A 21,341-nucleotide genomic window follows, 5' to 3' on the forward strand; every position below is an offset into this window, starting at 1 on the left:
CGCCACCGCGCGGTTCCCAAACGAACGGATTTGCACCGCGCGCTCCAGCGGCGCGAACCGCGGATCGGCGCGCAGCAGCGCGTGCAGGCGGGCCAGACCCGCGAAGGGCAGGGGGGTCTCGTCATCCGCGCCGGCCTGTTTCATTAGCGTGATCGCCCTGCCGATCGCTTCCTCCGCCAGCGCGTCTTCGGCTTGCATCGGGCGGTCGGCCCCGAAGCGAGCGGCCAGAGCGATGGCCTGCGCGGCATCGGCGAGCGGTTCCCACGGATGACGGCTGAGTTCGCCGAGCAGGGCGCGGACCACGGCATAGGCGGAGCAGCCGGTGAGGGGTGTCTCTTGGGGGCCGCGGTCGAGCCCGGCGAACCAGGCGTTGAACCGGTGTTCGGCGTCCGCAAATCCCGCTTGCGCCAGGGATGAAAGCAACACCTCCCGCAGCAGCCCTACGCAGAACAGCCGTTTTTCGATATCGGTGAGGCTGGCGAGGAGCCCGTCGAGCCGGCCGAGCGCCAGCGCGCATTCGCCTTGCGCGAGGGCGAGCTCCTCGGGTGGGACGTCGGTGTCGGCGGCGAGGGGATGGAAGCGCTCCATGCCGGATGTGTAGTGAATGCCAAAACACTGCACAACTACTCAGGTGGTTGGTGAACGAACATGTGATAATTGCAGTTATCATATAAGCGGAATTGACGCCTCTTTATAAGATAAGCTACAAGCGACGTTGAGGAGCGTGGCGCATCATGGGCACCGAAACCGCCCGGGAAGGGCCAGAAATCCCCGTAGCGCCGCCTGAGGCTGTCCTGCCGGCCGTCAGGGCGCCGGCCGACCTTGCGTGGACGATCGTGCAGATGCGCGCCGGCGAGCGCATCACCGTCAACGAGGGCCTGATCGCCGCCTATCAGGCCGCTTCATCGCCCCATAGCATCCGTGCGCTCAAGTCCGACGTCGAGGCGTTCGATGCGTGGTGTAGGCGCAACAACCGGATCGCGCTGCCGGCCACGCCCGAGACCGTGGCCGATTATCTCGACGCGCGGGCCGGGAAGGGGAGCCGGCCGGCCTCGCTATCCCGCTACAAGGCGTCGATCGCCAAGATCCACCAGCTGCTCGAGCTCAAGGATCCGACGCCGGCGCCGCTGGTGAAGCTGCGGCTCCAGACGGTGCGCCGCGAGAAGGGGGCTGCGCAGAAGCAGGCGCGGCCGCTGCGGTTCAAGGGCCCGGTGCGCGACGTCGAGCGCGACAAGGCGCGGGGGCTCAACATCCGCGCGCTGCTCGAGAGTTGTGGCGAGGATCTGCCGGGGCTGCGTGATCGGGCGCTGCTATCGGCCGCTTATGACACCGGGCTGCGCGCCTCCGAACTGGTGGCGGTCGCCATTGAGCATATTGAGGAGGCGATCGATCCCGAAGCGCGGCTGCTGCAGATTCTGCGTCATAAGGGCGATCAAGACGGGGAGGGGGCGACCGCCTACCTCAGCCCGCGCACCGTCGCGGCGATCGCGGCGTGGACCGAAGCGGCGGGGATCACGACAGGGCCGCTGTTCCGGCGGGTGCAGGTGCGGCGCTACAAGGCGCGGGCAGCCGTGCGCGGTCGGCCGATCGACAGCATCTCGGGCCGGGAGACGTGGGATCTGCGCAAGACGCTGTCCAAGCCGGCGGTGAAGGCGCGCGTCGAATATGACATCGGCACCGTGGCGCTGCACCCGGGCTCGATCGGACCAATCTTTCGGTCGATCATCGGCCGCGCGTTCGACCGTGGCGCGCTGCCCGATTTGACGGCGGACGATCTGGCGCGGTTGCTGAAGGGGATCAGTGCGCACTCGACGCGGATCGGGCTCAATCAGGACCTGTTCGCCAGCGGGGAGGATTTGGCCGGCATCATGGACGCGCTGCGGTGGAAGTCGCCGCGGATGCCGCTCGCTTATAATCGCAATCTCGCGGCAGAGCAGGGGGCGGCGGGGCGCCTTATGGCGAAGATTGGCTAGTCATGACGGCCTAAATAGGTCTTTGGATGATGCCGTGCGACCACACGACGGCGGCAGGTAGATCGAGGGATTTGCGCAGCGGCAAGAACCGGAGAAGGGAGGCTGAGCCCCCGGGGTCTTGAGCTACAACGTTAAGCCTAAGAAACGGGCAGGGGCCTGGTAGCGCGTAGTGTATGAGCGAAGCCACCATCGCTCAAACTCATCAGCACAGTCCAATTTCGAAGAGGAAACAAGAAAGTGGTTCCGGAAACGGTATGGATCTTATCCTGTGTAAACGCTCGCGCTAAATGGCGGCGTTCTGATCGCGCTATTTGTCAGTTGCCGGGTCCGATGACGAGGCAATCGCGCGCGGCCTGAACGATGTCAGCGGTGACCTCCTCGACGCGGTTGAGGGTCATGATCCGCCGCATCTGCGCGAACAGGCGCTCCATGAGCCGGAAGTTGCCGCGCGTGATGCGGATCACGGCTGCCTGCGCTTCGATCGCGTCGAGTTGGGCCGGGTCGAAGCTGATCCCGAAATCGCCGGCGTGGGTCGCGAGCAGCAGCCGCATTTCGGTCTCGGTAAGCGGTTTGAACTCGTGGACGAAGCCGATCCGCGAGTAGAGCTGGGCATAGCGGGCGAGGCGCTTCTCCAAGCCCGGCATACCCATCAGGATCAGCCCGAAGCCGTGGCGATCGGCCATGTCGCGGAGATGTTCGAGCGACTTTATGGTCAGGCGGTCGGCCTCGTCGACGATGACGAGGGGGCAGGCGATGCGGGCGGCGTCATGGGTGATTTCGTCCTGCGAGCCGCCCGCGACCGTCAGCCGGGCATAGCCCAGCTTAATGAGGTTGAGGCCCAACACCGCGTCGATCGTCTTGGGCGTGTTGCTGACCGACACGGTGTAGAAGACGGCGCGGCAGCGAGCGACCTTTTCGCCAAGGAGCGCGGCAATGGGACGGAGCGCGGCATATTCCCCCAGGTCGGGGAAGCTGGAAAACTCGCGCGCCGATCGCGTCTTTCCGACGCCCGGCCGGCCATGACACACGCCGATATAGCGGTAGTGCGCGCAGGCTTCGGCAAACTCGACGAACCGGGCATGTTCGCGGGTCGCCAGGAACGGCTGCTCGACCAGGAACTCAATCGTCAGCGGCGTAGAGCCGGAGCCCTCGGTAGGTGGTGGGCCGGGAAGCCGTATCCTCTTGGTCGCCATCGAAGGTCTCCGTGGGGGCAGGCACCTGCTTGTCGCGCTCCTTCGCGCCGCGCCGGGCGCGCTGGATCGCGCGCAACGACGGGTGCCCAGCGTGCTCGGAGCTGAGCGCACGGCAGACGAACCGGCCCTGGTGGTAGACGTGGATCTCGGTCAGGTCGCGGGGGTCATAGACCGCCTCGACCTGCTCGCCGACGAAGGCCGCGAGCGTGGGTTCGACATAGCGCCTGCCCATCAGACGGATGCCGTCGCGCAGCACTTTACGGGGCTTGGGCACGTGCACGAGCAGCATGTCGAGCTGTTCAAGGCTGTCGGGCATTGCGGGCAGGAACCCGCCCTTCTGCCAGCGCGTGATCGGCGGTTCGCCGGTGCTGCCATGCGGGCGACGATGATAGACGCCGCACACGAACGCCTCGAAGCGGGCGCGCAGCTCGTCGAGCGTGAGCACTGGCGCCGACAGCGGCTTGCCCGCGATCAGGTGGCCGGGCAGGTCGGGCAGGAACATGTCGTTGATGGTGCGGAACAGCCGCTCGATCTTGCCGCGCCCGCGAGGACGCCCCGGCAGCGAATGGATGAGGCGGATTTTGAGGGCGATGCACGCCTGCTCGATATGCTCGGAGATGAAATCCGAGCCGTTGTCGACGTAAAGCTGTTCGGGAATGCCGCTGACGATCCATTCGGGATTGGGCTTGCGCCAGATCGCCTGCCGCAAGGCGAGCGCCGTGTTGAGGGCACTGGGGGCATCGAGGCTGAGGAAGTAACCGGCGATGGCTCGGCTGTGATCGTCAACGATGACGGTCAGCCAAGGACGCACCGGGGTTCCGGCATCATCGAGCACGAGAATGTCGAGAACGGTATGATCGGCCTGCCACATCTCGTTCGAGGTCGCGGCTTCGCGCCGATGCACTAGCTCGTGCTGGTCGCGGTAGACGGCCGGATCGGAGGCTGCGGCGATCTGGCTTGCCGGTATCGCCCTGACGACACGCGCGACGGCCGCATAGCTGGGGGTTCGGTGTCCATGCGCGATGGCGAGTTCCTGCACCTTTCGGTGAATGGCGGCGACCGGGGGTCGCGGGCGCTTGGTGGCGAGAGTGCGGGTCAGTTCGACCAGATGTTCCGGCAGGTGCAGCCTGCCCCGATCGTTGCGCGGCAGACGCGCGAGACCGGCAAGTCCTTCGGCACGGTAGCGCCCGAGCCAGCGCTGCAACGTCCGCTCGCTCAGCGTGCCGGTGCGGGCGAGGTCCGCGAGCGGGATGCCATCGGCGAGGTGCGGTTCAAGGACGCGGTAGCGCTCGATCGCCAGCGGCGGGACAAGCGCCGGATGCGTCACCGCCGACGGTCCGTGTCGCAGGTAAGGAAAACGGAGATTTGCCTGCCCATCGCCATGCGAGTCCGCTCGCGTTGCCAAACCGGCCTGTTCGACGTAAATCTACCCGGTAAAGAAAACTAGGGCAACATAGACCTGCCGATGACGACTTTCTTCCCAAACCGCGCCCGATCGGGGCGCCACCGGCCCTACGCATGAAAATCGGTTACGCCCGCGTATCGACCGCCGAGCAGAACCTGGACCTCCAGCGTGATGCGCTGAAGGCTGCCGGCTGCGAGAAGGTCATCACCGACAAGGCCTCCGGGGCGACTGCCGCTCGCCCTGGATTGGAAAAGGTGAAGGAGCTGCTTCGCGCCGGCGACACACTGGTGGTCTGGCGCCTCGACAGGCTCGGCCGCTCGCTCCGTGATCTGATCGGATGGATGACCTACCTCGACGAGGAAAAGGTCGGGCTGCTGAGCCTGCACGAGGCGATCGACACGACCACCACGTCGGGCAAGCTTACCTTCCACCTGTTCGGGGCATTGGCGGAGTTCGAGCGCAACCTGATCCGCGAGCGGACCCAGGCCGGTCTCACCGCAGCCCGCGCTCGCGGCAAGAAGGGTGGCCGGCCGGCCGCACTCGGCAAGGACAAGCGCGACCTGCCCGTCAGGCTCTACCACGAGAACACGATGCCGATCGCCAAGATTTGCTCGATGCTCGGCATCTCCAAGCCAAAACTCTACGCCTATGTGCGATCGGCCGAGACCAAGCCGGTAGCCGCGTAGCGACGCTCGCCGACAAATAGCGCGATCAGAATGCCGCCACTTAGCGCGAGCGTTTACACCGTTCGCGGTCCCGATCGGCCCAGCGTCCCCCGGAACCGTTCGTTATCGGGAAGGCATCTAAGCGGTCTGCACCATCCTTCATCTAAAGTTCTCCAAGCGCTTCTGAGGATTTTCGGGCGCACCAAAAGCACTTGCTCCTCCAGTGGCTGGAGCATGTAACCGCAATTTGCTCTCCTGCGGACGGGGGGCTGGAGGTGGCTTTTTGACGGCCCGTGTTGAAGCAATCGGTATGTCTCGACGCTCATTAGTGGCGCGGCTGGTGGCCTGTGGAACCGGCTTGGTGCTCGGTTCTCCAACGCTCGCGCGACAGACTTCCCGGTCTGCGGGCTCGTGGAACTTCGGTGCGGCTCACCTCGAATGGGAGCCGCTGGAAGTCGGCACGGGTGATACCCTCCTTGTTTCGGCACAAGTGCGCGGAGTGCCGGTGCGGGCGGTGCTCGACAGTGGCAGCGGCGCGTCGATCATGAGCACGGCGCTCGCGGCGAAGCTCGGCTTGAACGATGGTGAGCGGCGCATGATTAGCGGGCTGAGCGCCAAGGCCCCGGTGCTGCTGGTCCGCGACATCGACGTACAGCTCGCCCGCGAAACCCGTCGCTTACCCTTTGCCGTCGTTGGTGATCTGAGTTCAGTGTCGGCGGCCTTCGGACGACCGATCGATATCCTCCTCGGTGCCGATATGTTCACGGGTAGCTGCATCGCGCTCGATTTCGCGAAAAGGCGTATGGCGGTCGTCAAGTCAGGCACGTTTCTCGCCGGTCCCGACTGGCGCGCTGTCGCGCTCGGGCGCGGTGCCAAGCAGGAGCTGTTCATTCGAGCTTCCGTCTCGGGTTTGCCTCCCGTGCCCTTGATGATCGATCTTGGCAGCTCGGCCGCGCTGATGCTCTCGTCGGCCTATGCCCGCGATCAAGGGCTGTTGAACGGGAAGCTCGTCTCGACCGCGGCGATCGGCGGCGTCGATGGTGTGCGTATCAACGATGCTTTCACGATCCAGAACATCAACATCGAAGGGCTTGGCGTCTCGAACGTCCCCACACTCGGGATGAGAGCTTGGCTCTCCACCAGCACGGTTGGCAATGTCGGCCTACCGCTGATCGCTCAATTCGACGTGGTGTTCGACGTGACCGCCGGATTCGTGTGGCTCCGGCCACTCGGTCCTCGTCGTCGCCTGCCGATGCTGAAGGACCGTAGCGGCCTTGGCCTCGCAGCCTCACCAACGGCGCTCACCGTTGTTCATGTGGCGGCGAACAGTCCCGCGGAAAAGGCTGGCTGGGCGGTCGGCGACCGGATCGTGGCGGTGAACGGCCATTCGATCGATGCGAACTATACGCGTGGGGAGCTCTGGCAAGTGCGCTCCCGGCCTGCTGGCACCCTCGTAAAGCTGACGATGGCCTCGGGTGATGTGCGCGAGCTCAGGCTGGCCGATTATTATTGATCGGCTTGAGGGTGGCCTTTGCCGATCGCCTTCATGATCCGACAATCGGCCATGCGCGCCTTGGTGCAGCTCTGGCTGAGCATTGCCAACTCATCCCGCAACACCGCGAGTTGCGCCAGTCTCTCCTCCACATCCTTGAGGTGCTGAGCAGCGATAGCTGAGGCGGCACCACAATCCTGGTCCGGGTTCTGCGCCAGCCCCATCAACGAACGGATCTCGTCGACGGAGAAGCCAAGCCGGCGACCGTTGCGGATGAAGTGCAAACGCTCAATGTCACTGGCATCGTAGGTTCTGCGACCCGACGCCGTGCGAGGGGCGGATCGGAGCAACCCGATCGACTCATAAAAGCGGATCGTCGTCACCTTCGTCGAGGTCTCGCTGGCGAGCTGCCCAATCATCACCGGCTTCATCATGCCATCCTTGCTTATGCGAACGTGTCGCACATTTCGCTTGCTTCTACAGCGACTGGAGGTGGTAAGGAAGGCCGCATGAATGCTTCTACCGAAAGCTGCGGGTGCCACGGGGAGCCCGCGCGCGCGCAAACCGATCCGGCCTATCGCCGTGCGCTGCTGACCGTCGTGGTGCTCAACCTCGGCTTCGGAGTCGCCGAGCTGTTCGGCGGGTTCATCGCCGATAGCCAAGCGCTGAAAGCGGATTCCCTCGATTTTCTCGGGGACGGGTCGATCAGCCTTATCGGTCTTCTCGCGCTTGCCTGGTCCGCACGGGCGAGGGCAAAGGTCGCGCTGACGCAGGGGTTGTTTCTCGGTGCGCTTGGCGTGGGCGTAATCGGTTTCGCGATTTGGCGCGCCCTGAACGCAACCGCGCCCGATGCCGAACTGATGGGCACAATCGGCGTTGTCGCGCTCGCGATCAATGTCGTGTCCGCCTTGGTGCTTGCGCGTTTCCGGGAAGGGGACGCCAATGTTCGCGCGATCTGGCTGTTCAGCCGCAACGACGCGCTCGCCAACGTGGCGGTGATCGCCGCGGCCGGTCTGGTGGCGTGGACAGGAAGCGCCTGGCCGGACCTCGCCGTCGCCGGCCTCATCGCCCTCCTGTTCCTCCACTCCGCTTATGAAATCGTCACTGGCGCTCGGCGCGAATTGGGAGAGCGGTAGTGCGTCTGCTCGCGTTGATCCGGGCAATGCTCTCGTTGCGGCTGCTCTCCGCGCTCGCGGCGCTGCTGATCCCTGCTGCGGCAATCGCCGAACCCGGCGACGTGCAAACCGCATGGCGGCTGCTCGACTATATGGCCGTCGATTATGGCGGCGCGGTCGCCAACGGTCGGATCAAGAGCACGTCGGAATATGCCGAGATGACGGAGTTCGCCGCGTCGGTCTCGACACGGCTTCAGGGCCTGCCGGCGAAGCCGGAGCGTCAAGCCCTCATCCAGCGGGCTGCCAACCTCCAGGCGGTGATCGCGGAAAAGGGACCGACTGAACAGGTGGCAACATTGGCGCACGGGCTCGCGGCCGATCTGTTGCGCGCCTACCCGGTGCCGCTCGCGCCCGATAAGGCTCCGAACCTCGTCTCCAGCGATGCACTGTTCCGACAATCCTGCGCGTCCTGCCACGGGATGACGGGCAACGGCCGTGGCCCTGACGCCGCCAAGCTCGCTACGCCCCCGATTGCTTTCACCGATGCCGAGCGCGCGCGCCAGCGCAGCGTGTTCGCGCTCTATCAGGTGGTGACGCAAGGCATCGACGGGACCGCGATGCAGAGCTTCGCCGATCTGCCCAACGATCAGCGCTGGGCGTTAGCATTCCGAGCCGGGAGCTTCGCCTTCACGGATGCGCAGGCGCGCGAAGGCGAGCGGCTTTGGAAATCCGACCCGACCCTTCGCCGGCGCATTCCGGACCTGAAAACCCTGGTCGCGCTCACCCCGGCCGCGCTCGGCGCGGCGATCGGCGACGCCAAGGCTGACCCAGTGCTCGCGTTCCTGCGTCGTCATCCCGAACAGGTGATACAACAGGCTCCCGGCTCGCTCGCGGTCGCCCGCGCCAAACTCGCCGAAAGCGTGGCGGCTGCGCGGCGCGGCGATGCGCGCATGGCGAAAGAGCTGGCGCTGTCGGCCTATCTCGATGGGTTCGAGCCGATCGAGCCAACACTCACCGCGCGCGACGCGACGCTGATGGGTCGAATCGAGGGCGCGATGGGGGAGTTCCGCGCCTCGATCGACCGGGGCGCGTCGCCCGATGATCTCGCGGAGAAGGTCGCAGTACTGGGCGGCCTTTTCGACGATGCGGAAGCGGCGCTCGCGCCTGATGCCGCCACCGAAGCGTCCACGTTCCTGGGCGCGTTCACGATCCTGCTGCGTGAAGGGCTCGAAGCCCTGCTCATCGTTGTCGCCATGATCGCGTTCCTGCGTAAAGCCGAGCGCGGCGAGGCGCTGCGGTACGTGCATGGCGGCTGGGTCAGCGCGATCATCGCGGGCGGGATCACCTGGGCGGTCGCCACCTATGCGATCGGGATCAGCGGTGCGAGCCGGGAGCTGACGGAAGGGTTTGGCTCGCTGTTCGCCGCGGTCGTGCTGCTCTCGGTCGGGATTTGGATGCACGGCAAGGCGCAGGCCGATCAGTGGCAGCGCTATATTCGCGAGAAGATGTCGCGGGCGCTCTCGGGCGGGTCGGGCTGGTTCCTGTTCGGGCTGGCGTTCGTCGTAGTTTATCGCGAGGTCTTCGAGACGATCCTGTTCTATGCCGCGCTTTCGGCGCAAGGTGACAACGGGATGCTTCTCGCGGGGGCCGGGTCGGCGATTGGACTGCTCAGCCTGATCGCTTGGGCCATGCTTCGCTACAGTCGCAAGCTGCCGATCGCGCAGTTCTTCCGCTATAGCTCCTGGCTCATGGCGGTCCTGACCGTCGTGCTGGCGGGTAAAGGCGTCGCCGCGCTCCAGGAAGCCGGCCTTATCAACATCGCACCGCTCGCGGACGTGCCACGGCTGTCGATGCTCGGCGTGTTTCCCACTTGGCAATCGGTGCTGGCGCAACTCCTGATGGCGGTCGCCATTGCGGTCGGGTTCGCCTGGAACGGGCGCGACCGATCCCGCTCGGGTTCCGGCTCAGTGACCCTTGGTTCGAATTAGTGCAATGACATGAAAACCCTTCCGTGATAGAGGCAAGCTAGTGCGAGCCTTTTTGCCTTTCCTGACATGCCTGATGCTGGTCCTGACCAGCTTCTCCGGCATGGCCCATGCCGCCGATCTGGCGGGGGGAAGCATCGCGGGCGTTGAGTTCACGGTCCATACCGCCGGTGACATCGATCAGGTGCCATCGGACTCGGACAAGAATGTCCCGCATCATCACAATTATTGTCACGGACACGACGTCGGCGCGCCTGCGCGCACGACGATGGAATATACCCCCGTCCTCACAGTGCCCAAGCCGACAATCTCCGCCTCTGCGTCGCTCGACGGCCGCACCGGCATGGTCCATTTGAGGCCCCCCCAAGCCTGACGTCCGATTTGGGCGTGCGTTGGCGCGCCCCTGTCGATCATCGTCAGGAGTCCTATTTTCATGAATCGTATCCTCGCGGCCATGCTGGCCGCAGCGTCTTGCGCCACGATGGCGCAGGCGCAGGTCGGACCGTCCGCGCCTGTTGCGCAGGATGCGCCGGTCTACACGCTTGACCAAGCGGTCAGTGCAGCGGGCGGTTCGGCCCCTGCTGCGGAAGCGGCGACAGCTGGAATCGACGCGGCCCGTGCAGGTCGCACAGTCGCCGGCTTGCGGCCCAATCCGGTGGTTCAAGGCCAAGTCGAGAATGTCATCGGCTCCGGGCCGTATCGGGGGGTCCGCAGCGCGGAAACCACGGTCGGCTTTGCGATCCCGATCGAGCTAGGCGGCAAGCGCGGCGCCCGCGTCGCGGTCGCCAATGCGCAATTGTCCCGGGCCGAGATCCAGGCCGCGATCATCGCGGCGGATGTCCGGCTTCAGGTAACGCAGCTCTATGTCGAAGCGGTCGCGGCCGATCGCCGGGTAATGACAGCCCGCGATCAGGCCCGGATCGCCAGCGATGCGCTGCGGGCCGCGAGCGTTCGCGTGCAGGCAGGGCGGGCATCGCCACTCGAGCAACAGCGCGCGGATGTCGCGCGTATCAATGCCGACGCCAATGTGGAGCGGCAGCTTCGCTTGGCCGAGGCGGCCCGCGCCAATCTGGCGCGTCGGATCGGACGGCCGATCGACGGCCTGCTCGATGACACGCTGCTCGATCGCCTTCCCGATGTGAACGTCTATGGGCCGTTGGCACCGGTCAACACGACCGGCACACTCGCGCTGGCGGCAGCCAACGCGGATTTCTCCATTGCCGAAGCCGGCGTGCGGCTCGCGCGCGCCAATCGCGTGCCTGACCTGAACGTCGGGCCGTCGATCCGCCGCCTGGAAGCGACCAACGACATGGCGGCGGTGTTCAGCGTGTCGATCCCGATCCCGGTGTTCAACAATGGTCGCGCCGCGATTGCGCAGGCGACCGCGCAGCGGACCCAGGCGGATGCGCAGCGCCGCGTGACCGCGCTCGACATCGAACAGGCGATCACGGACGCGCAGGCGCAGGCGGCCAATGCCGCAACGACGGCTCGTGCGGCGTCGGGGCCGGCGCTGGCGGCTGCACAGGAGGCCGCCCGCATCGCGCGGATCGGCTATCGCGAGGGCAAGTTCGGCCAGCTCGAATTGCTCGATGCTGAACGCACGCTCGCCGAAACGCGGGTCGCCGCGATCGACGCGCTTGCCAATTACCAGAATGCCCGCGCGCAAGTGGAGCGACTGACCGCTCGTGCGCCCAATGGGGGGAATCAGTGATGAAGAGCTTTTATCTCGCGGGCGCGGCGTCGCTCGCCCTGCTCTTGGCTGCCTGCGGCGGCAAGGATGGCGGAAACGAGGCAACTGCCGAAGGCGCAGCTGCCAATGAGACGGCAGCGGGCACGGAAAAGGGCGGTGCTGAAGGCGGTCATGCCGGTGAAGGCGTCGTCACATTGGGTGCCGACCAGATCGCCACAGCGGGCGTCCAGGTCGGACGGCCGATCATCGGCGGGGCCGGGACGATCGAGCTGCCCGCGATCATCGAGGGCGACCCACAGGGAACGCAGGTCGTCTCGGCCGCAATTGCGGGACGCGTGGTCGCGCTCACCCGTAACCTCGGCCAATCGGTCGGACGCGGCCAGACCATTGCGGTCATCGAAAGCCGCGAGGCGGCGCAGATCAAGGGCGAGGTCGAGGCGGCGCGGGCGCGGCTTCAGCTCGCTAATTCGAACCTCGCGCGCGAACAGCGGCTGTTCGCGCAGAGAGTCTCCCCTGAACAGGATCTGATCGCCGCCCGCACAGCGGCGACGGAGGCGCGGATCGCCCTGACGCAGGCGCAGAGCATGGTTTCGGCGGCGGGTGTCGGCGGCGGCGGGCTCAACCGGCTCGGCATTGCCGCGCCGATCTCGGGCCAGATCATTGCGCGCCCCGTGACGCTGGGACAAACGGTCGCGGCGGATGCCGAACTCTATCGCATCGCCAACCTGAGCCAGGTGTCGATCGCGCTTAATCTCAAGCCCGAGGATGCGGGCCGGGTGCGTCCCGGCAATACGGTGCTGGTGAAGGCGGCAGGCCGTCAGGCGACCGCCCGCGTGACCTTCGTGTCGCCGGCGCTTGATCCGCAGACGCGGCTCGTGCCTGCGCTCGCCACCCTCGACAATCGCGGTGGCGAATGGCGGGTCGGCGAGCCTGTGACGGCAGCCGTGCAGCTCACGGGCAGCGGCGGGAGCGGGGCGGTCCGCGTGCCGACGACGGCGGTCCAGAGTTTCGAGGGCAAGTCGGTCGTGTTCGTGCGCACGCCCACCGGCTTCAAGGCGACCCCGGTCCAGCTCGGCGATGCGTCGGGCGACACGGTGATCGTCCGGTCGGGCCTGACCGGCAACGAACAGATCGCCACCACCGGAAGTTTCACGCTCAAGGCCGAGATCGGCAAGGGCGAAGCGAGCCACGAGGATTAAGCCATGATCGCCCGTATCGTAACCTGGGCGGTCGAGAAGCGCTGGCTAGTCCTGCTCCTCACCGTCATCGTCGCCGCCATCGGCGCCTTTTCCCTCTACCGGCTACCGATCGACGCGGTGCCGGACATCACCAACAATCAGGTCCAGATCAACGTCCGCGCGCCTGCCCTCTCGCCCGAGCTGGTCGAGAAGCAGGTGTCGTTTCCAATCGAAACCGCGCTCGCCGGCACCCCCGGCCTGGAATATACGCGCTCGTTGAGCCGCAACGGCTTCGCGCAGATCACGGCGGTCTTTTCGGACGCGACGGACATCTATTTCGCCCGCCAGCAGGTGGGCGAGCGTCTGCGGGGCGTGCAAGAGAATCTGCCCGACGGCGTGAACCCTGAAATGGGTCCGATCGCGACAGGCCTGGGCGAGGTGTACATGTACACCGTTCGTCTCGATCATCGCGAGGACGACAAGCACAAGCCCGGTGAACCGGGCCAACAGCCCGATGGCAGCTACATCACGCCAGAGGGCGAGCGACTGACGACCGAAGAGGACAAGGCGACCTACCTGCGCACCGCGCAGGACTGGATCGTGACGCCGCTTCTGAAGACCACACCGGGCCTCGCCGGTGTCGACTCGATTGGCGGTTACGCCAAGCAGTTCCTCGTCGTGCCCGACGTGCAGAAGCTGGCCTCGCTCGGCATCACGCTGACGGACCTGGGAAATGCGCTGGAGCGCAATAACACCAGCGTCGGCGGTGGCTTCGTCAATCGCAATGGCGAAGGTCTGGCTGTTCGCTCGGATGCGCTCGTTCGCAATGCCAGCGAGTTGGCCAGGACCGTGATCGCGACACGTAACGGCGTGCCGATCACGGTCGAACAAGTTGCGACTGTGAAGACGGGTCAGGCGATCCGCATGGGTTCGGCATCGGAGAACGGTACCGAAGTCGTCGTCGGCACGGCGATCATGCGGATCGGCGAGAACAGCCGCATCGTGTCGACCGCGGTCGCTGAGAAACTGAAGACGATCAACGCTTCGCTGCCTCCTGACGTCGTAATTCAGCCGGTGCTGAACCGCACCGAGCTGGTCAATTCGACGATCAAGACGGTCGCGAAAAACCTGTCCGAAGGCGCGGTGCTGGTCATCGTCGTGCTCTTCCTGCTGCTCGGCAACTTCCGTGCGGCCCTGATCGCGGCGTTGGTCATCCCGATCACCATGATGCTGACAGGCTTTGGTATGCTGCGCGCTGGGGTCTCGGCCAATCTGATGAGCCTTGGGGCTTTGGACTTCGGTCTGATCGTCGACGGCGCCGTCATCATTGTCGAAAACGCGCTGCGCCGGCTTGCCGAGCAACAGCATCATGAAGGCCGATTGCTCAGCGTCAAGGAACGGCTCGCGACCGTGGCAGCCGCTGCGCGTGAGATGATCCGTCCCTCTGTGTACGGGCAGGCAATCATCATCCTCGTCTACGTACCGCTGCTCACGCTGACCGGCGTGGAGGGTAAAACGTTCGGACCGATGGCGCTGACCGTCATCATCGCGCTCGCCTTCGCCTTCATCCTCTCTCTCACCTTCGTGCCGGCGATGATTGCGATCTGGCTGTCGAAGAAGGTCGAGGAGAAGGACGGCCGCATCATCACGTGGCTGAAGAAGCGCTACGAACCCGGTCTCGACCGGGCCATGAAGCGCCCGACGCTGACGATCGGTGCGGGTGTGGGAAGCCTTGTGGTGGCGGCGCTTGCTTTCACTACGCTCGGCTCGGTGTTCCTGCCGCAGCTCGACGAAGGCGATTTGCTGATCCAGTCGCTCCGCATTCCGGCAACGTCGGTCCAGCAGAGCCAGGCGATGCAGGTGCCGATCGAGCGGATGATGTCGAAGCAGCCGGAGGTGCAATTCGTCTATTCCAAGACGGGCACCGCCGAGCTGGCGGCCGACCCGATGCCGCCGAACGCGACCGACATGTTCGTCATCCTGAAGCCGCGCAAGGATTGGCCGGATCCTGAGCTTCCCAAGGAGGAGCTGGTCAGCCGGATCGAGGGTAATCTCGCGAAGATTCCGGGAAATGCCTACGAGATCACCCAGCCCATCCAGATGCGCTTCAACGAGCTGATCGCCGGCGTGCGCGGCGACATCGCGGTGAAGGTGTTCGGGGACGACTTCAACCAGATGAACCGGACGGCCGAGCAAATCGCGGCGGTGCTGCGCAGAACGCAAGGCGCAGCGGACGTGAAGGTGGAGCAGACGACCGGTCTTCCCATGCTCGACATTCGCGTCAACCGCGACGCGATGGCGCGGTTGGGCGTTACGGCTCAGGATGTGCAGGACACCGTGACTGCGACGATCGGCGGGCGAACATCGGGCCAGATCTTCGAGGGCGACCGTCGCTTCCCCGTGGTGATCCGCCTGTCGGAGGCGCAGCGTGCCGACATCGGCCTGCTCCAACAGGTGCAGGTGCCGGTGGCAGGCGGCGGCTATGTACCGCTGTCCAGCGTCGCCGAGATCAAGGTGGTCGATGGTCCGAACCAGATCAGCCGCGAGAACGGCAAGCGGCGCGTGGTGGTGCAAGCCAACGTGCGTGGCCGCGACGTCGGATCCGTCGTGGCGGATGCGCAGGCGGCGATCGGCAGCCAACTCCGGCTGCCTGCCGGCACCTATCTCGAATGGGGCGGCCAGTTCGAGAACCTCCAATCGGCAAGCGAACGGCTGAAGCTGGTCATTCCGGCTTGCTTCATCTTGATCCTGCTGCTCCTCTACGGGGCGTTGGGATCGGTCCGCGACGCCGCGATCGTGTTCACCGGCGTGCCTTTCGCGCTGGTGGGCGGCGTCCTGTTGCTGTTCCTGCGGGGCATGGACTTCTCGATCTCGGCGGCAGTGGGCTTCATCGCCCTCTCGGGCATCGCGGTCCTCAACGGCCTCGTCATGGTCAGCTCGATCCAAGATCTGATCCGATCAGGGATGAGCCGCGAGGAAGCCGCGCATGTTGGCGCGATGCAGCGTCTGCGACCCGTCATCATGACCGCGCTAGTCGCCAGCCTCGGCTTCGTGCCGATGGCGCTGGGCGAAGGCGCCGGCGCAGAGGTTCAAAAGCCTTTGGCGACGGTCGTCATCGGCGGTCTGATCTCGGCGACGCTTCTTACGCTGTTCGTGCTGCCGACACTCTATGCCCGGTTCGGGCAGAAAGTGATCGAGAAACCCGAGCACTACAATGAGGAGCATGAAGGGGACGACCACGGTCAGACCTTCGTGAACAACTTGGCCTGATGGATGGGCGGGGCGATCCGCGATCGCCCCGCCCATCTCTGGGAGATGGGGATATGCCTCGCACCATAACCAGCTCGATGCTTCACGGCGGGCCACTGCGCATCTGGTCGGCACTCACCGATCCGGATCATCGCCGGGCGTGGAGTCCGCTCGTATTTCTCGATGATCCGTCCCGGCTCGGCGACACAGAATGCACCTTTGCGATCCAGGGCATCACCCGGCCAATTCGGACGCCAGCACGGATTGATCGATTCGATAAACCGCACGCCTTCGCTTGGTCCTGCGGCATCCCCTATCTGTTCACGCTCGAAGAGCGGTACGAGCTGGCGGGGGACGATGGCGGCACCAGGCTAACGCATAGCTGCACGCTGCGCGGGGCGCTCTCCCTGCCGTTCGCGGCGATGATGTTGCGCCGCCTGCGATCCCTGATGGTCGAATCTGACGATCGCCTCGCAACCTATCTCCGCTGGCGGGTAGGTCAGCCTGCCCGGGCTATCAATCGTCAGCGCGTCCCCTTCCGCTACAGGAGGAAGGCGCGATGATGATGCACTGTAAGCGGGTGCTGCCCGCCGTCATCCTCGTTGTCGGGCTCGCGGCGTGCTCGGAAAGAAAGCCGCCAGCCCCGCCAACGGAGCAGCAGATCCATTCGTCCGACAGCGCCGTGACGACCGGGGAAATGGGGCGGCATAGATATCGCTGTTCCGACGGGGAACCGCTGTTCGTCGATTACAAGGACAACGGCCTGCAGATCGATTTGCGGCGCTCCAACGGGGGACCGCCGATGATGCTGACCGCGCCAGCGCAGGGCCTGCAATATGTCGGCGAAACAGCCACCGCGACCTTCAAGGGGTCGCAGCTCACCATCGTGGAAGGCGATGGCCGTACCCGGATCTGCGAGCAGGAAGGCACGCGATGAACTGCCCTGCCTTCGAACGCCACAGGGCGCTTCGTCGGAAGAGACCGATGTCTGACACGTCGATTTCAAATGTGACAACCTTGTGCGGCCTGAATCGGGCCGGTCTGGCGATCGCGCGCCTCGGCGTCGTTCTCGTCTCCGGGGCGGTTATAGGGGCGTGTAATCCAGCGCCGACCCAGCCTACCGAGCCGGCGCATGAAAAGCATCTGACGTCGAAACTAATCGCGCAGCGCATCATGTACTGCGACGACGGCACACGCGCCGATGTCGACTTCATCGATGAAGGCTTGAAAATGGCCGTCACCTGGCTGCCGAAGGGCAGGACCGAGATCCTGCGCGCGCAGCGAACCGGTGACGAGTTTCGCGGCGACCATTCGCGGGCTGTCGTGGCGGGCGGATCGATCGCGTTCACGCGACGCGGGAAGATCCGCGTCTGCCACCGAACCCCGGAGGAGTCCTAGGAAATGCAGGCACTGCTCTATACGCTTGCGCCTGTGCTGGCGGTCGTGCTCGGCGCGATTGTCGCGAGCCGCACCAAGTTGAAACCTGGCCTCGTGGCGGGCCTACAGCATCTCGCTGCCGGCGTCGTGTTCGCGGCGGCAGCGACCGAAATCCTGCCGCAGGTCAAGCATGAGGCATCGCCCAGCGCGACGTTGATCGGCGGGGCGGCGGGCGTCGCGACCATGCTGGGGCTCAAGGCTCTTGAGGCCCGCTTCAAGGGGCCGATGGCGCTACTCGCCGCGATCGGCATCGACATTCTGGTGGACGGCCTGGTGCTCGGCCTCGCTTTCGTGGCGGGCGAGAAGGCAGGTCTCCTGCTGACGATCGCGCTCACTCTGGAAGTGTTATTTCTGGGACTGACGCTGACCGACGAGCTGGCGGAAACCTATCGCTCGCGCTTGCGCATCATCGTGATCGTCTCGGCATTGGCCCTGCTGCTGCCGATCGGCGCGCTCGCTGCCGTGCCGGTCGCCGCGCTGTCGCCGGTGATGATCGCCGGCTTCCTCAGCTTCGGGCTGATGGCGCTGCTCTACCTCGTCACGGAGGAGTTGCTGGTCGAGGCGCACGAGAAACCCGACACCCCGCTCATCAGCTCGATGTTTTTCGTCGGCTTCCTGGCCCTGCTGACACTTGAGGAGATGATGGGATGATCCCGGGCAACGACAACAATGGCGGGCAGGAGCGCCGCACACTGTGGATCGTCCTGCTGCTGAACGCGGCGATCGCTGCGGGCTTCTTCGTTTCCGGCTTCTTCGCGGACTCGAGCGCGCTGATCGCCAACGGCGTCGACAACCTGTCCGATACGGCTGTGTATGCGCTGAGCCTTGTGGCGCTCACCCGGGGCCAGACATGGAAGACACGCGCCGCGGTCGCTTCGGGCGTCATGCTGCTGATCTTCGCGGGCGGCATCTTGATCGATGTCGGACGGCGCTACGTGCAGGGCAGCGAGCCCATCGGACCTACCATGATGGTCATGTCCGCGATCGCCGGCGTCGTGAATTACCTCTGCCTGCGGCTGCTCCAGCGCCTCAAGGATCCGGACGTCAATCTCCGGGCCGCAACCACCTTCAGCTTCAACGACTTCATTTCCAACGGCGGCATCCTGATCGCCGGCGTGCTGGTGCTGTGGTTGGGTACCAATTGGCCGGACCTGCTGGTCGGCTTCGCCACCGCCATCATCGCCATCAAGGGCGGTGTCGAAATCCTGCGCGACGCGCGCGCCGAAACCAAGAAAAGCGAAAGGAGGTCGTCATGAACGACAAGCTCGAACTCGACATTCCAGTGTTGTTGCCGGACCTTCCTGACGCGGCCGATGCCTGCCTGGACCGTCTCGTATCAACCCTGTCAAAGCGCGAAGGTGTCGAGCGGGCGCATGTGATCTGTCTCGACGGCAACACGCCAGCGGCGCTGTGCATCCATTTCGATGCCGCCAAGCTGCCGCTGCCACGGTTGCGCGAAATGGTGCGCGCCGCAGGTGCCGAAATCACCGAGCGCTACGGCCATGCGATCTGGCAGGTGACGGGGATCAACCACGAACGTCGGGCGCGCACGGTCAGCGATGCGCTGTGCGCCTTGCCCGGCGTGGTCCAGGCAAGCGCCAGCACCAGCGGGTCTGTCCGGGTCGAATATGATCGCCGCGAAACCACCGAAGAGGAGGTGCGCGCTGCGCTTCGCAAGCTGAAGGTGAGGGTGGGCAAGCGGGTCGCTGCCGATGAACATGCCGGCCACGACCACGGCCCCGGGGGCCACGGCGCGGGCGAAGAGAAGCACGGCCCCGGCGATGGCCACGACCATAGCCACGCCGAATTTCTCGGCCCCAATACCGAGCTGATCTTCGCGCTCGCCTGTGGCGCGCTGCTGGGGATCGGCTACGCGATCGAGAGGCTGGTCGCTGGCGCGCCCGAATGGCTGCCGACCGCCTGCTATATCGCAGCCTATTTCTTCGGCGGATTCTTCACGCTGCGCGAGGCGATCGACAACCTCCGGATGAAGAAGTTCGAGATCGACACGCTGATGTTGGTCGCTGCGGCCGGCGCCGCTGCGCTGGGCGCATGGGCCGAAGGTGCGCTGCTGCTGTTCCTGTTCAGCCTCGGCCATGCGCTTGAGCATTATGCAATGGGCCGCGCCAAGAAGGCGATCGAGGCGCTGGCGAAGCTCGCGCCCGAAACCGCGACCGTGCGACGCGGCGGGCAGACCAGCGAAATCCCGGTCGAGCAGATGGTCGTCGGGGACATTGCCATCGTCCGCCCGAACGAGCGCCTGCCTGCCGACGGCTTCGTCATCAAGGGCACCAGCGCGATCAACCAGGCCCCGGTCACGGGTGAAAGCATCCCGGTCGACAAGGTGCCGGTCGCAGATGCCGCAGCGGCACGCGCCAAGCCCGATGCAGTCGACGCGGAAAGCCGGGTTTTTGCTGGTACGATCAACGGCGGCGGCGCGATCGAGATCGAGGTGACACGCCGTTCCAATGAAAGCGCGCTTGCCAAGGTCGTGAAGATGGTGAGCGAAGCGGAGACGCAGAAGTCGCCGACGCAGCGCTTCACCGACCGGTTCGAACGGATCTTCGTGCCCGCCGTCCTGGTCCTGTCAGTGCTCCTGCTGTTCGCATGGGTGGTCGTCGACGAGCCGTTCCGCGACAGCTTCTATCGCGCGATGGCGGTGCTGGTGGCGGCAAGCCCGTGCGCGCTCGCGATCGCAACGCCGAGCGCGGTCCTGTCGGGCGTTGCCCGTGCAGCGCGGGGCGGCGTGCTCGTGAAGGGCGGTGCACCGCTCGAAAACCTCGGGTCGCTCAAAGCGATCGCTTTCGACAAGACGGGCACGCTGACCGAAGGTCGTCCGCGCATCACTGATGTCGTGCCCGTCGATGGCGCCGATGAAGGCGAGTTGCTGGCGCTGGCTGTCGCCGTCGAAGCGTTGAGCGACCATCCCCTGGCCCAAGCGATCGTCAAGGACGGCCGCGAACGTCTGAACGATCGTGCCGTGCCGACTGCCGGCGACCTCAAGAGCCTGACCGGTCGGGGCGTCACCGCGAGCGTGGATGGCGAGACGGTGTGGATCGGCAAGGCCGAGATGTTCGGAAGTGAGGGCATTCCGGCGCTGGGGCAGGGCGCGCAGGACGCAATCGCGAAGCTGCGCGAGAACGGCCGCACGACAATGGTGGTCCGCAAGGGGGACCGCGACCTGGGCGCGATCGGCCTGATGGACACGCCTCGCGAAGCTGCCAAGACCGCGTTGCGTCGGCTGCACGAGATGGGCGTGTCGCGGATGATAATGATCTCCGGCGATCACCAGAAAGTCGCCGAAGCGATCGCCGACGAAGTCGGGATCGACGAAGCGTGGGGCGACCTCATGCCCGAAGACAAGGTTGCCGCGATCAAGAAGCTCGCCGGCGAAGACAAGGTCGCGATGGTGGGCGACGGCGTGAACGATGCGCCGGCGATGGCAAGCGCCACGGTCGGCATCGCGATGGGCGCGGCGGGGTCGGACGTTGCGCTGGAGACAGCCGACGTGGCGCTGATGGCCGACGATCTGGCGCACCTGCCATTCGCAGTCGGTCTTAGCCGCCATACCCGTGGAATCATCCGGCAGAACGTCTTCGTCAGCCTGGGTGTCGTCGCCTTCCTGGTGCCTGCTACCATCCTCGGCCTCGGCATTGGGCCAGCGGTGGCGGTTCATGAGGGATCGACGCTGCTCGTCGTCATCAATGCGCTCAGGCTGCTCGCCTACCGCGATCCGGCAGGGAAGGCGGCATGAAGTGGCTGATCGCCTTCGACCTCGACGGCACGCTTGCCGAGAGCAAGCGGCCGTTATCGGAGGATATGGCCGCAATCCTCGCCCGATTGCTCGCCATCACGGATGTGGCGGTGATCTCGGGCGGGGACTGGCCGCAGTTCGAAAAGCAGATCGCCTCGCGCCTTCCTGCCGGCGTCGCGCTCGACCGTCTCTGGTTGATGCCGAC

General features: G+C 65.4%; 18 protein-coding genes and 2 pseudogenes. 16 read left to right on the plus strand and 4 right to left on the minus strand.

Features of this window, described 5'->3' with window-relative positions:
* Positions 1–588: pseudogene (locus L288_RS33835) on the minus strand (hypothetical protein); the annotation flags it as partial.
* A 146-nt stretch (positions 589–734) separates the two neighbouring features.
* On the opposite strand from L288_RS33835, the gene L288_RS33840 reads away from it, so the two are divergent.
* Positions 735–1,973, plus strand: a complete 1,239-nt coding sequence (locus tag L288_RS33840) for a site-specific integrase (protein ID WP_021238673.1) — start codon at positions 735–737, stop codon at positions 1,971–1,973.
* Between the two features lie 314 nt (positions 1,974–2,287).
* On the opposite strand, the gene L288_RS42400 is transcribed toward L288_RS33840, so the two are convergent.
* The gene (locus tag L288_RS42400; RefSeq protein ID WP_009824028.1) at positions 2,288–3,166 is read right to left on the minus strand and encodes an AAA family ATPase; all 879 of its coding nucleotides are present in this window, start codon (positions 3,164–3,166) and stop codon (positions 2,288–2,290) included.
* Entirely contained in the window at positions 3,093–4,493 is a 1,401-nt protein-coding gene (locus L288_RS33850; RefSeq protein ID WP_004212864.1) for a Mu transposase C-terminal domain-containing protein, read from the minus strand. The genes L288_RS42400 and L288_RS33850 overlap by 74 nt, the downstream gene beginning before the upstream one ends.
* A gap of 191 nt (positions 4,494–4,684) precedes the next feature.
* Here L288_RS33850 and L288_RS33855 point away from each other — a divergent pair, with 191 nt between their 5' ends.
* A complete protein-coding gene (locus L288_RS33855; protein WP_009824027.1) occupies positions 4,685–5,257 on the plus strand; it encodes a recombinase family protein in 573 nt (190 codons plus the stop codon).
* Positions 5,258–5,546: 289 nt separating this feature from the next.
* Positions 5,547–6,749 (plus strand): aspartyl protease family protein, encoded by a 1,203-nt coding sequence (locus L288_RS33860; protein WP_013039112.1) that lies wholly within the window; start codon positions 5,547–5,549, stop codon positions 6,747–6,749.
* Here L288_RS33860 and L288_RS33865 read toward each other — a convergent pair.
* A complete protein-coding gene (locus L288_RS33865; RefSeq protein ID WP_004212867.1) occupies positions 6,743–7,159 on the minus strand; it encodes a MerR family transcriptional regulator in 417 nt (138 codons plus the stop codon). The two genes, L288_RS33860 and L288_RS33865, sit on opposite strands and share 7 nt — an antisense overlap.
* Positions 7,160–7,237: 78 nt before the next feature.
* Between L288_RS33865 and L288_RS33870 the strand changes: the two genes are divergently transcribed.
* The 13 genes and pseudogenes from L288_RS33870 to L288_RS0121680 form a co-directional block, all read left to right on the plus strand.
* Complete coding sequence (locus tag L288_RS33870) at positions 7,238–7,864, plus strand: cation transporter (protein ID WP_004212870.1); 627 nt, start codon at positions 7,238–7,240, stop codon at positions 7,862–7,864.
* On the plus strand, positions 7,864–9,831 hold the full coding sequence (locus tag L288_RS33875; protein WP_004212871.1) for a cytochrome c/FTR1 family iron permease: 1,968 nt from the start codon (positions 7,864–7,866) through the stop codon (positions 9,829–9,831). Before L288_RS33870 ends, L288_RS33875 begins: the two co-directional genes overlap by 1 nt.
* A gap of 73 nt (positions 9,832–9,904) precedes the next feature.
* Entirely contained in the window at positions 9,905–10,201 is a 297-nt protein-coding gene (locus L288_RS33880; RefSeq protein ID WP_007406840.1) for a hypothetical protein, read from the plus strand.
* Positions 10,202–10,261: 60 nt separating this feature from the next.
* Positions 10,262–11,539, plus strand: a complete 1,278-nt coding sequence (locus tag L288_RS33885; protein ID WP_013039111.1) for a TolC family protein — start codon at positions 10,262–10,264, stop codon at positions 11,537–11,539.
* Positions 11,539–12,717: an efflux RND transporter periplasmic adaptor subunit gene (locus tag L288_RS33890; protein ID WP_004212877.1), complete on the plus strand. Its 1,179-nt coding sequence runs from the start codon at positions 11,539–11,541 to the stop codon at positions 12,715–12,717. The genes L288_RS33885 and L288_RS33890 overlap by 1 nt, the downstream gene beginning before the upstream one ends.
* A gap of 3 nt (positions 12,718–12,720) precedes the next feature.
* Positions 12,721–15,966: an efflux RND transporter permease subunit gene (locus tag L288_RS33895; RefSeq protein WP_004212878.1), complete on the plus strand. Its 3,246-nt coding sequence runs from the start codon at positions 12,721–12,723 to the stop codon at positions 15,964–15,966.
* A 53-nt stretch (positions 15,967–16,019) separates the two neighbouring features.
* On the plus strand, positions 16,020–16,508 hold the full coding sequence (locus L288_RS33900; RefSeq protein ID WP_004212879.1) for an SRPBCC domain-containing protein: 489 nt from the start codon (positions 16,020–16,022) through the stop codon (positions 16,506–16,508).
* The gene (locus L288_RS33905; protein ID WP_021238674.1) at positions 16,505–16,882 is read left to right on the plus strand and encodes a hypothetical protein; all 378 of its coding nucleotides are present in this window, start codon (positions 16,505–16,507) and stop codon (positions 16,880–16,882) included. The genes L288_RS33900 and L288_RS33905 overlap by 4 nt, the downstream gene beginning before the upstream one ends.
* Before the next feature lie 47 nt (positions 16,883–16,929).
* Positions 16,930–17,343, plus strand: coding sequence for a hypothetical protein (locus L288_RS33910; protein WP_017183574.1), 414 nt, complete (start codon positions 16,930–16,932; stop codon positions 17,341–17,343).
* Between the two features lie 3 nt (positions 17,344–17,346).
* Positions 17,347–18,033, plus strand: coding sequence for a ZIP family metal transporter (locus tag L288_RS33915; protein WP_004212882.1), 687 nt, complete (start codon positions 17,347–17,349; stop codon positions 18,031–18,033).
* Complete coding sequence (locus L288_RS33920; RefSeq protein WP_004212885.1) at positions 18,030–18,638, plus strand: cation transporter; 609 nt, start codon at positions 18,030–18,032, stop codon at positions 18,636–18,638. The genes L288_RS33915 and L288_RS33920 overlap by 4 nt, the downstream gene beginning before the upstream one ends.
* The gene (locus L288_RS33925) at positions 18,635–21,136 is read left to right on the plus strand and encodes a heavy metal translocating P-type ATPase (RefSeq protein WP_004212886.1); all 2,502 of its coding nucleotides are present in this window, start codon (positions 18,635–18,637) and stop codon (positions 21,134–21,136) included. The genes L288_RS33920 and L288_RS33925 overlap by 4 nt, the downstream gene beginning before the upstream one ends.
* Positions 21,133–21,341, plus strand: a pseudogene (locus tag L288_RS0121680) (phosphomannomutase); the annotation flags it as partial. The gene L288_RS33925 and the pseudogene L288_RS0121680, both read left to right, overlap by 4 nt.

Origin of the sequence: Sphingobium quisquiliarum P25 (genome assembly GCF_000445065.1) — a bacterium.
GTDB classification, from domain to species: domain Bacteria; phylum Pseudomonadota; class Alphaproteobacteria; order Sphingomonadales; family Sphingomonadaceae; genus Sphingobium; species Sphingobium quisquiliarum.

Bases quoted from the DNA above. Each gene is read 5' to 3' on its own strand.
- L288_RS33905 (WP_021238674.1), top strand. From the start codon at position 16,505: ATGATGATGCACTGTAAGCGGGTGCTGCCCGCCGTCATCCTCGTTGTC.
- L288_RS33855 (WP_009824027.1), top strand. From the start codon at position 4,685: ATGAAAATCGGTTACGCCCGCGTATCGACCGCCGAGCAGAACCTGGAC.
- L288_RS33910 (WP_017183574.1), top strand. From the start codon at position 16,930: ATGTCTGACACGTCGATTTCAAATGTGACAACCTTGTGCGGCCTGAAT.
- L288_RS33870 (WP_004212870.1), top strand. From the start codon at position 7,238: ATGAATGCTTCTACCGAAAGCTGCGGGTGCCACGGGGAGCCCGCGCGC.
- L288_RS33920 (WP_004212885.1), top strand. From the start codon at position 18,030: ATGATCCCGGGCAACGACAACAATGGCGGGCAGGAGCGCCGCACACTG.
- L288_RS33865 (WP_004212867.1), bottom strand. From the start codon at position 7,159: ATGAAGCCGGTGATGATTGGGCAGCTCGCCAGCGAGACCTCGACGAAG.
- L288_RS42400 (WP_009824028.1), bottom strand. From the start codon at position 3,166: ATGGCGACCAAGAGGATACGGCTTCCCGGCCCACCACCTACCGAGGGC.
- L288_RS33925 (WP_004212886.1), top strand. From the start codon at position 18,635: ATGAACGACAAGCTCGAACTCGACATTCCAGTGTTGTTGCCGGACCTT.
- L288_RS33915 (WP_004212882.1), top strand. From the start codon at position 17,347: ATGCAGGCACTGCTCTATACGCTTGCGCCTGTGCTGGCGGTCGTGCTC.
- L288_RS33900 (WP_004212879.1), top strand. From the start codon at position 16,020: ATGCCTCGCACCATAACCAGCTCGATGCTTCACGGCGGGCCACTGCGC.
- L288_RS33880 (WP_007406840.1), top strand. From the start codon at position 9,905: ATGCTGGTCCTGACCAGCTTCTCCGGCATGGCCCATGCCGCCGATCTG.
- L288_RS33895 (WP_004212878.1), top strand. From the start codon at position 12,721: ATGATCGCCCGTATCGTAACCTGGGCGGTCGAGAAGCGCTGGCTAGTC.
- L288_RS33885 (WP_013039111.1), top strand. From the start codon at position 10,262: ATGAATCGTATCCTCGCGGCCATGCTGGCCGCAGCGTCTTGCGCCACG.
- L288_RS33890 (WP_004212877.1), top strand. From the start codon at position 11,539: ATGAAGAGCTTTTATCTCGCGGGCGCGGCGTCGCTCGCCCTGCTCTTG.
- L288_RS33840 (WP_021238673.1), top strand. From the start codon at position 735: ATGGGCACCGAAACCGCCCGGGAAGGGCCAGAAATCCCCGTAGCGCCG.
- L288_RS33860 (WP_013039112.1), top strand. From the start codon at position 5,547: ATGTCTCGACGCTCATTAGTGGCGCGGCTGGTGGCCTGTGGAACCGGC.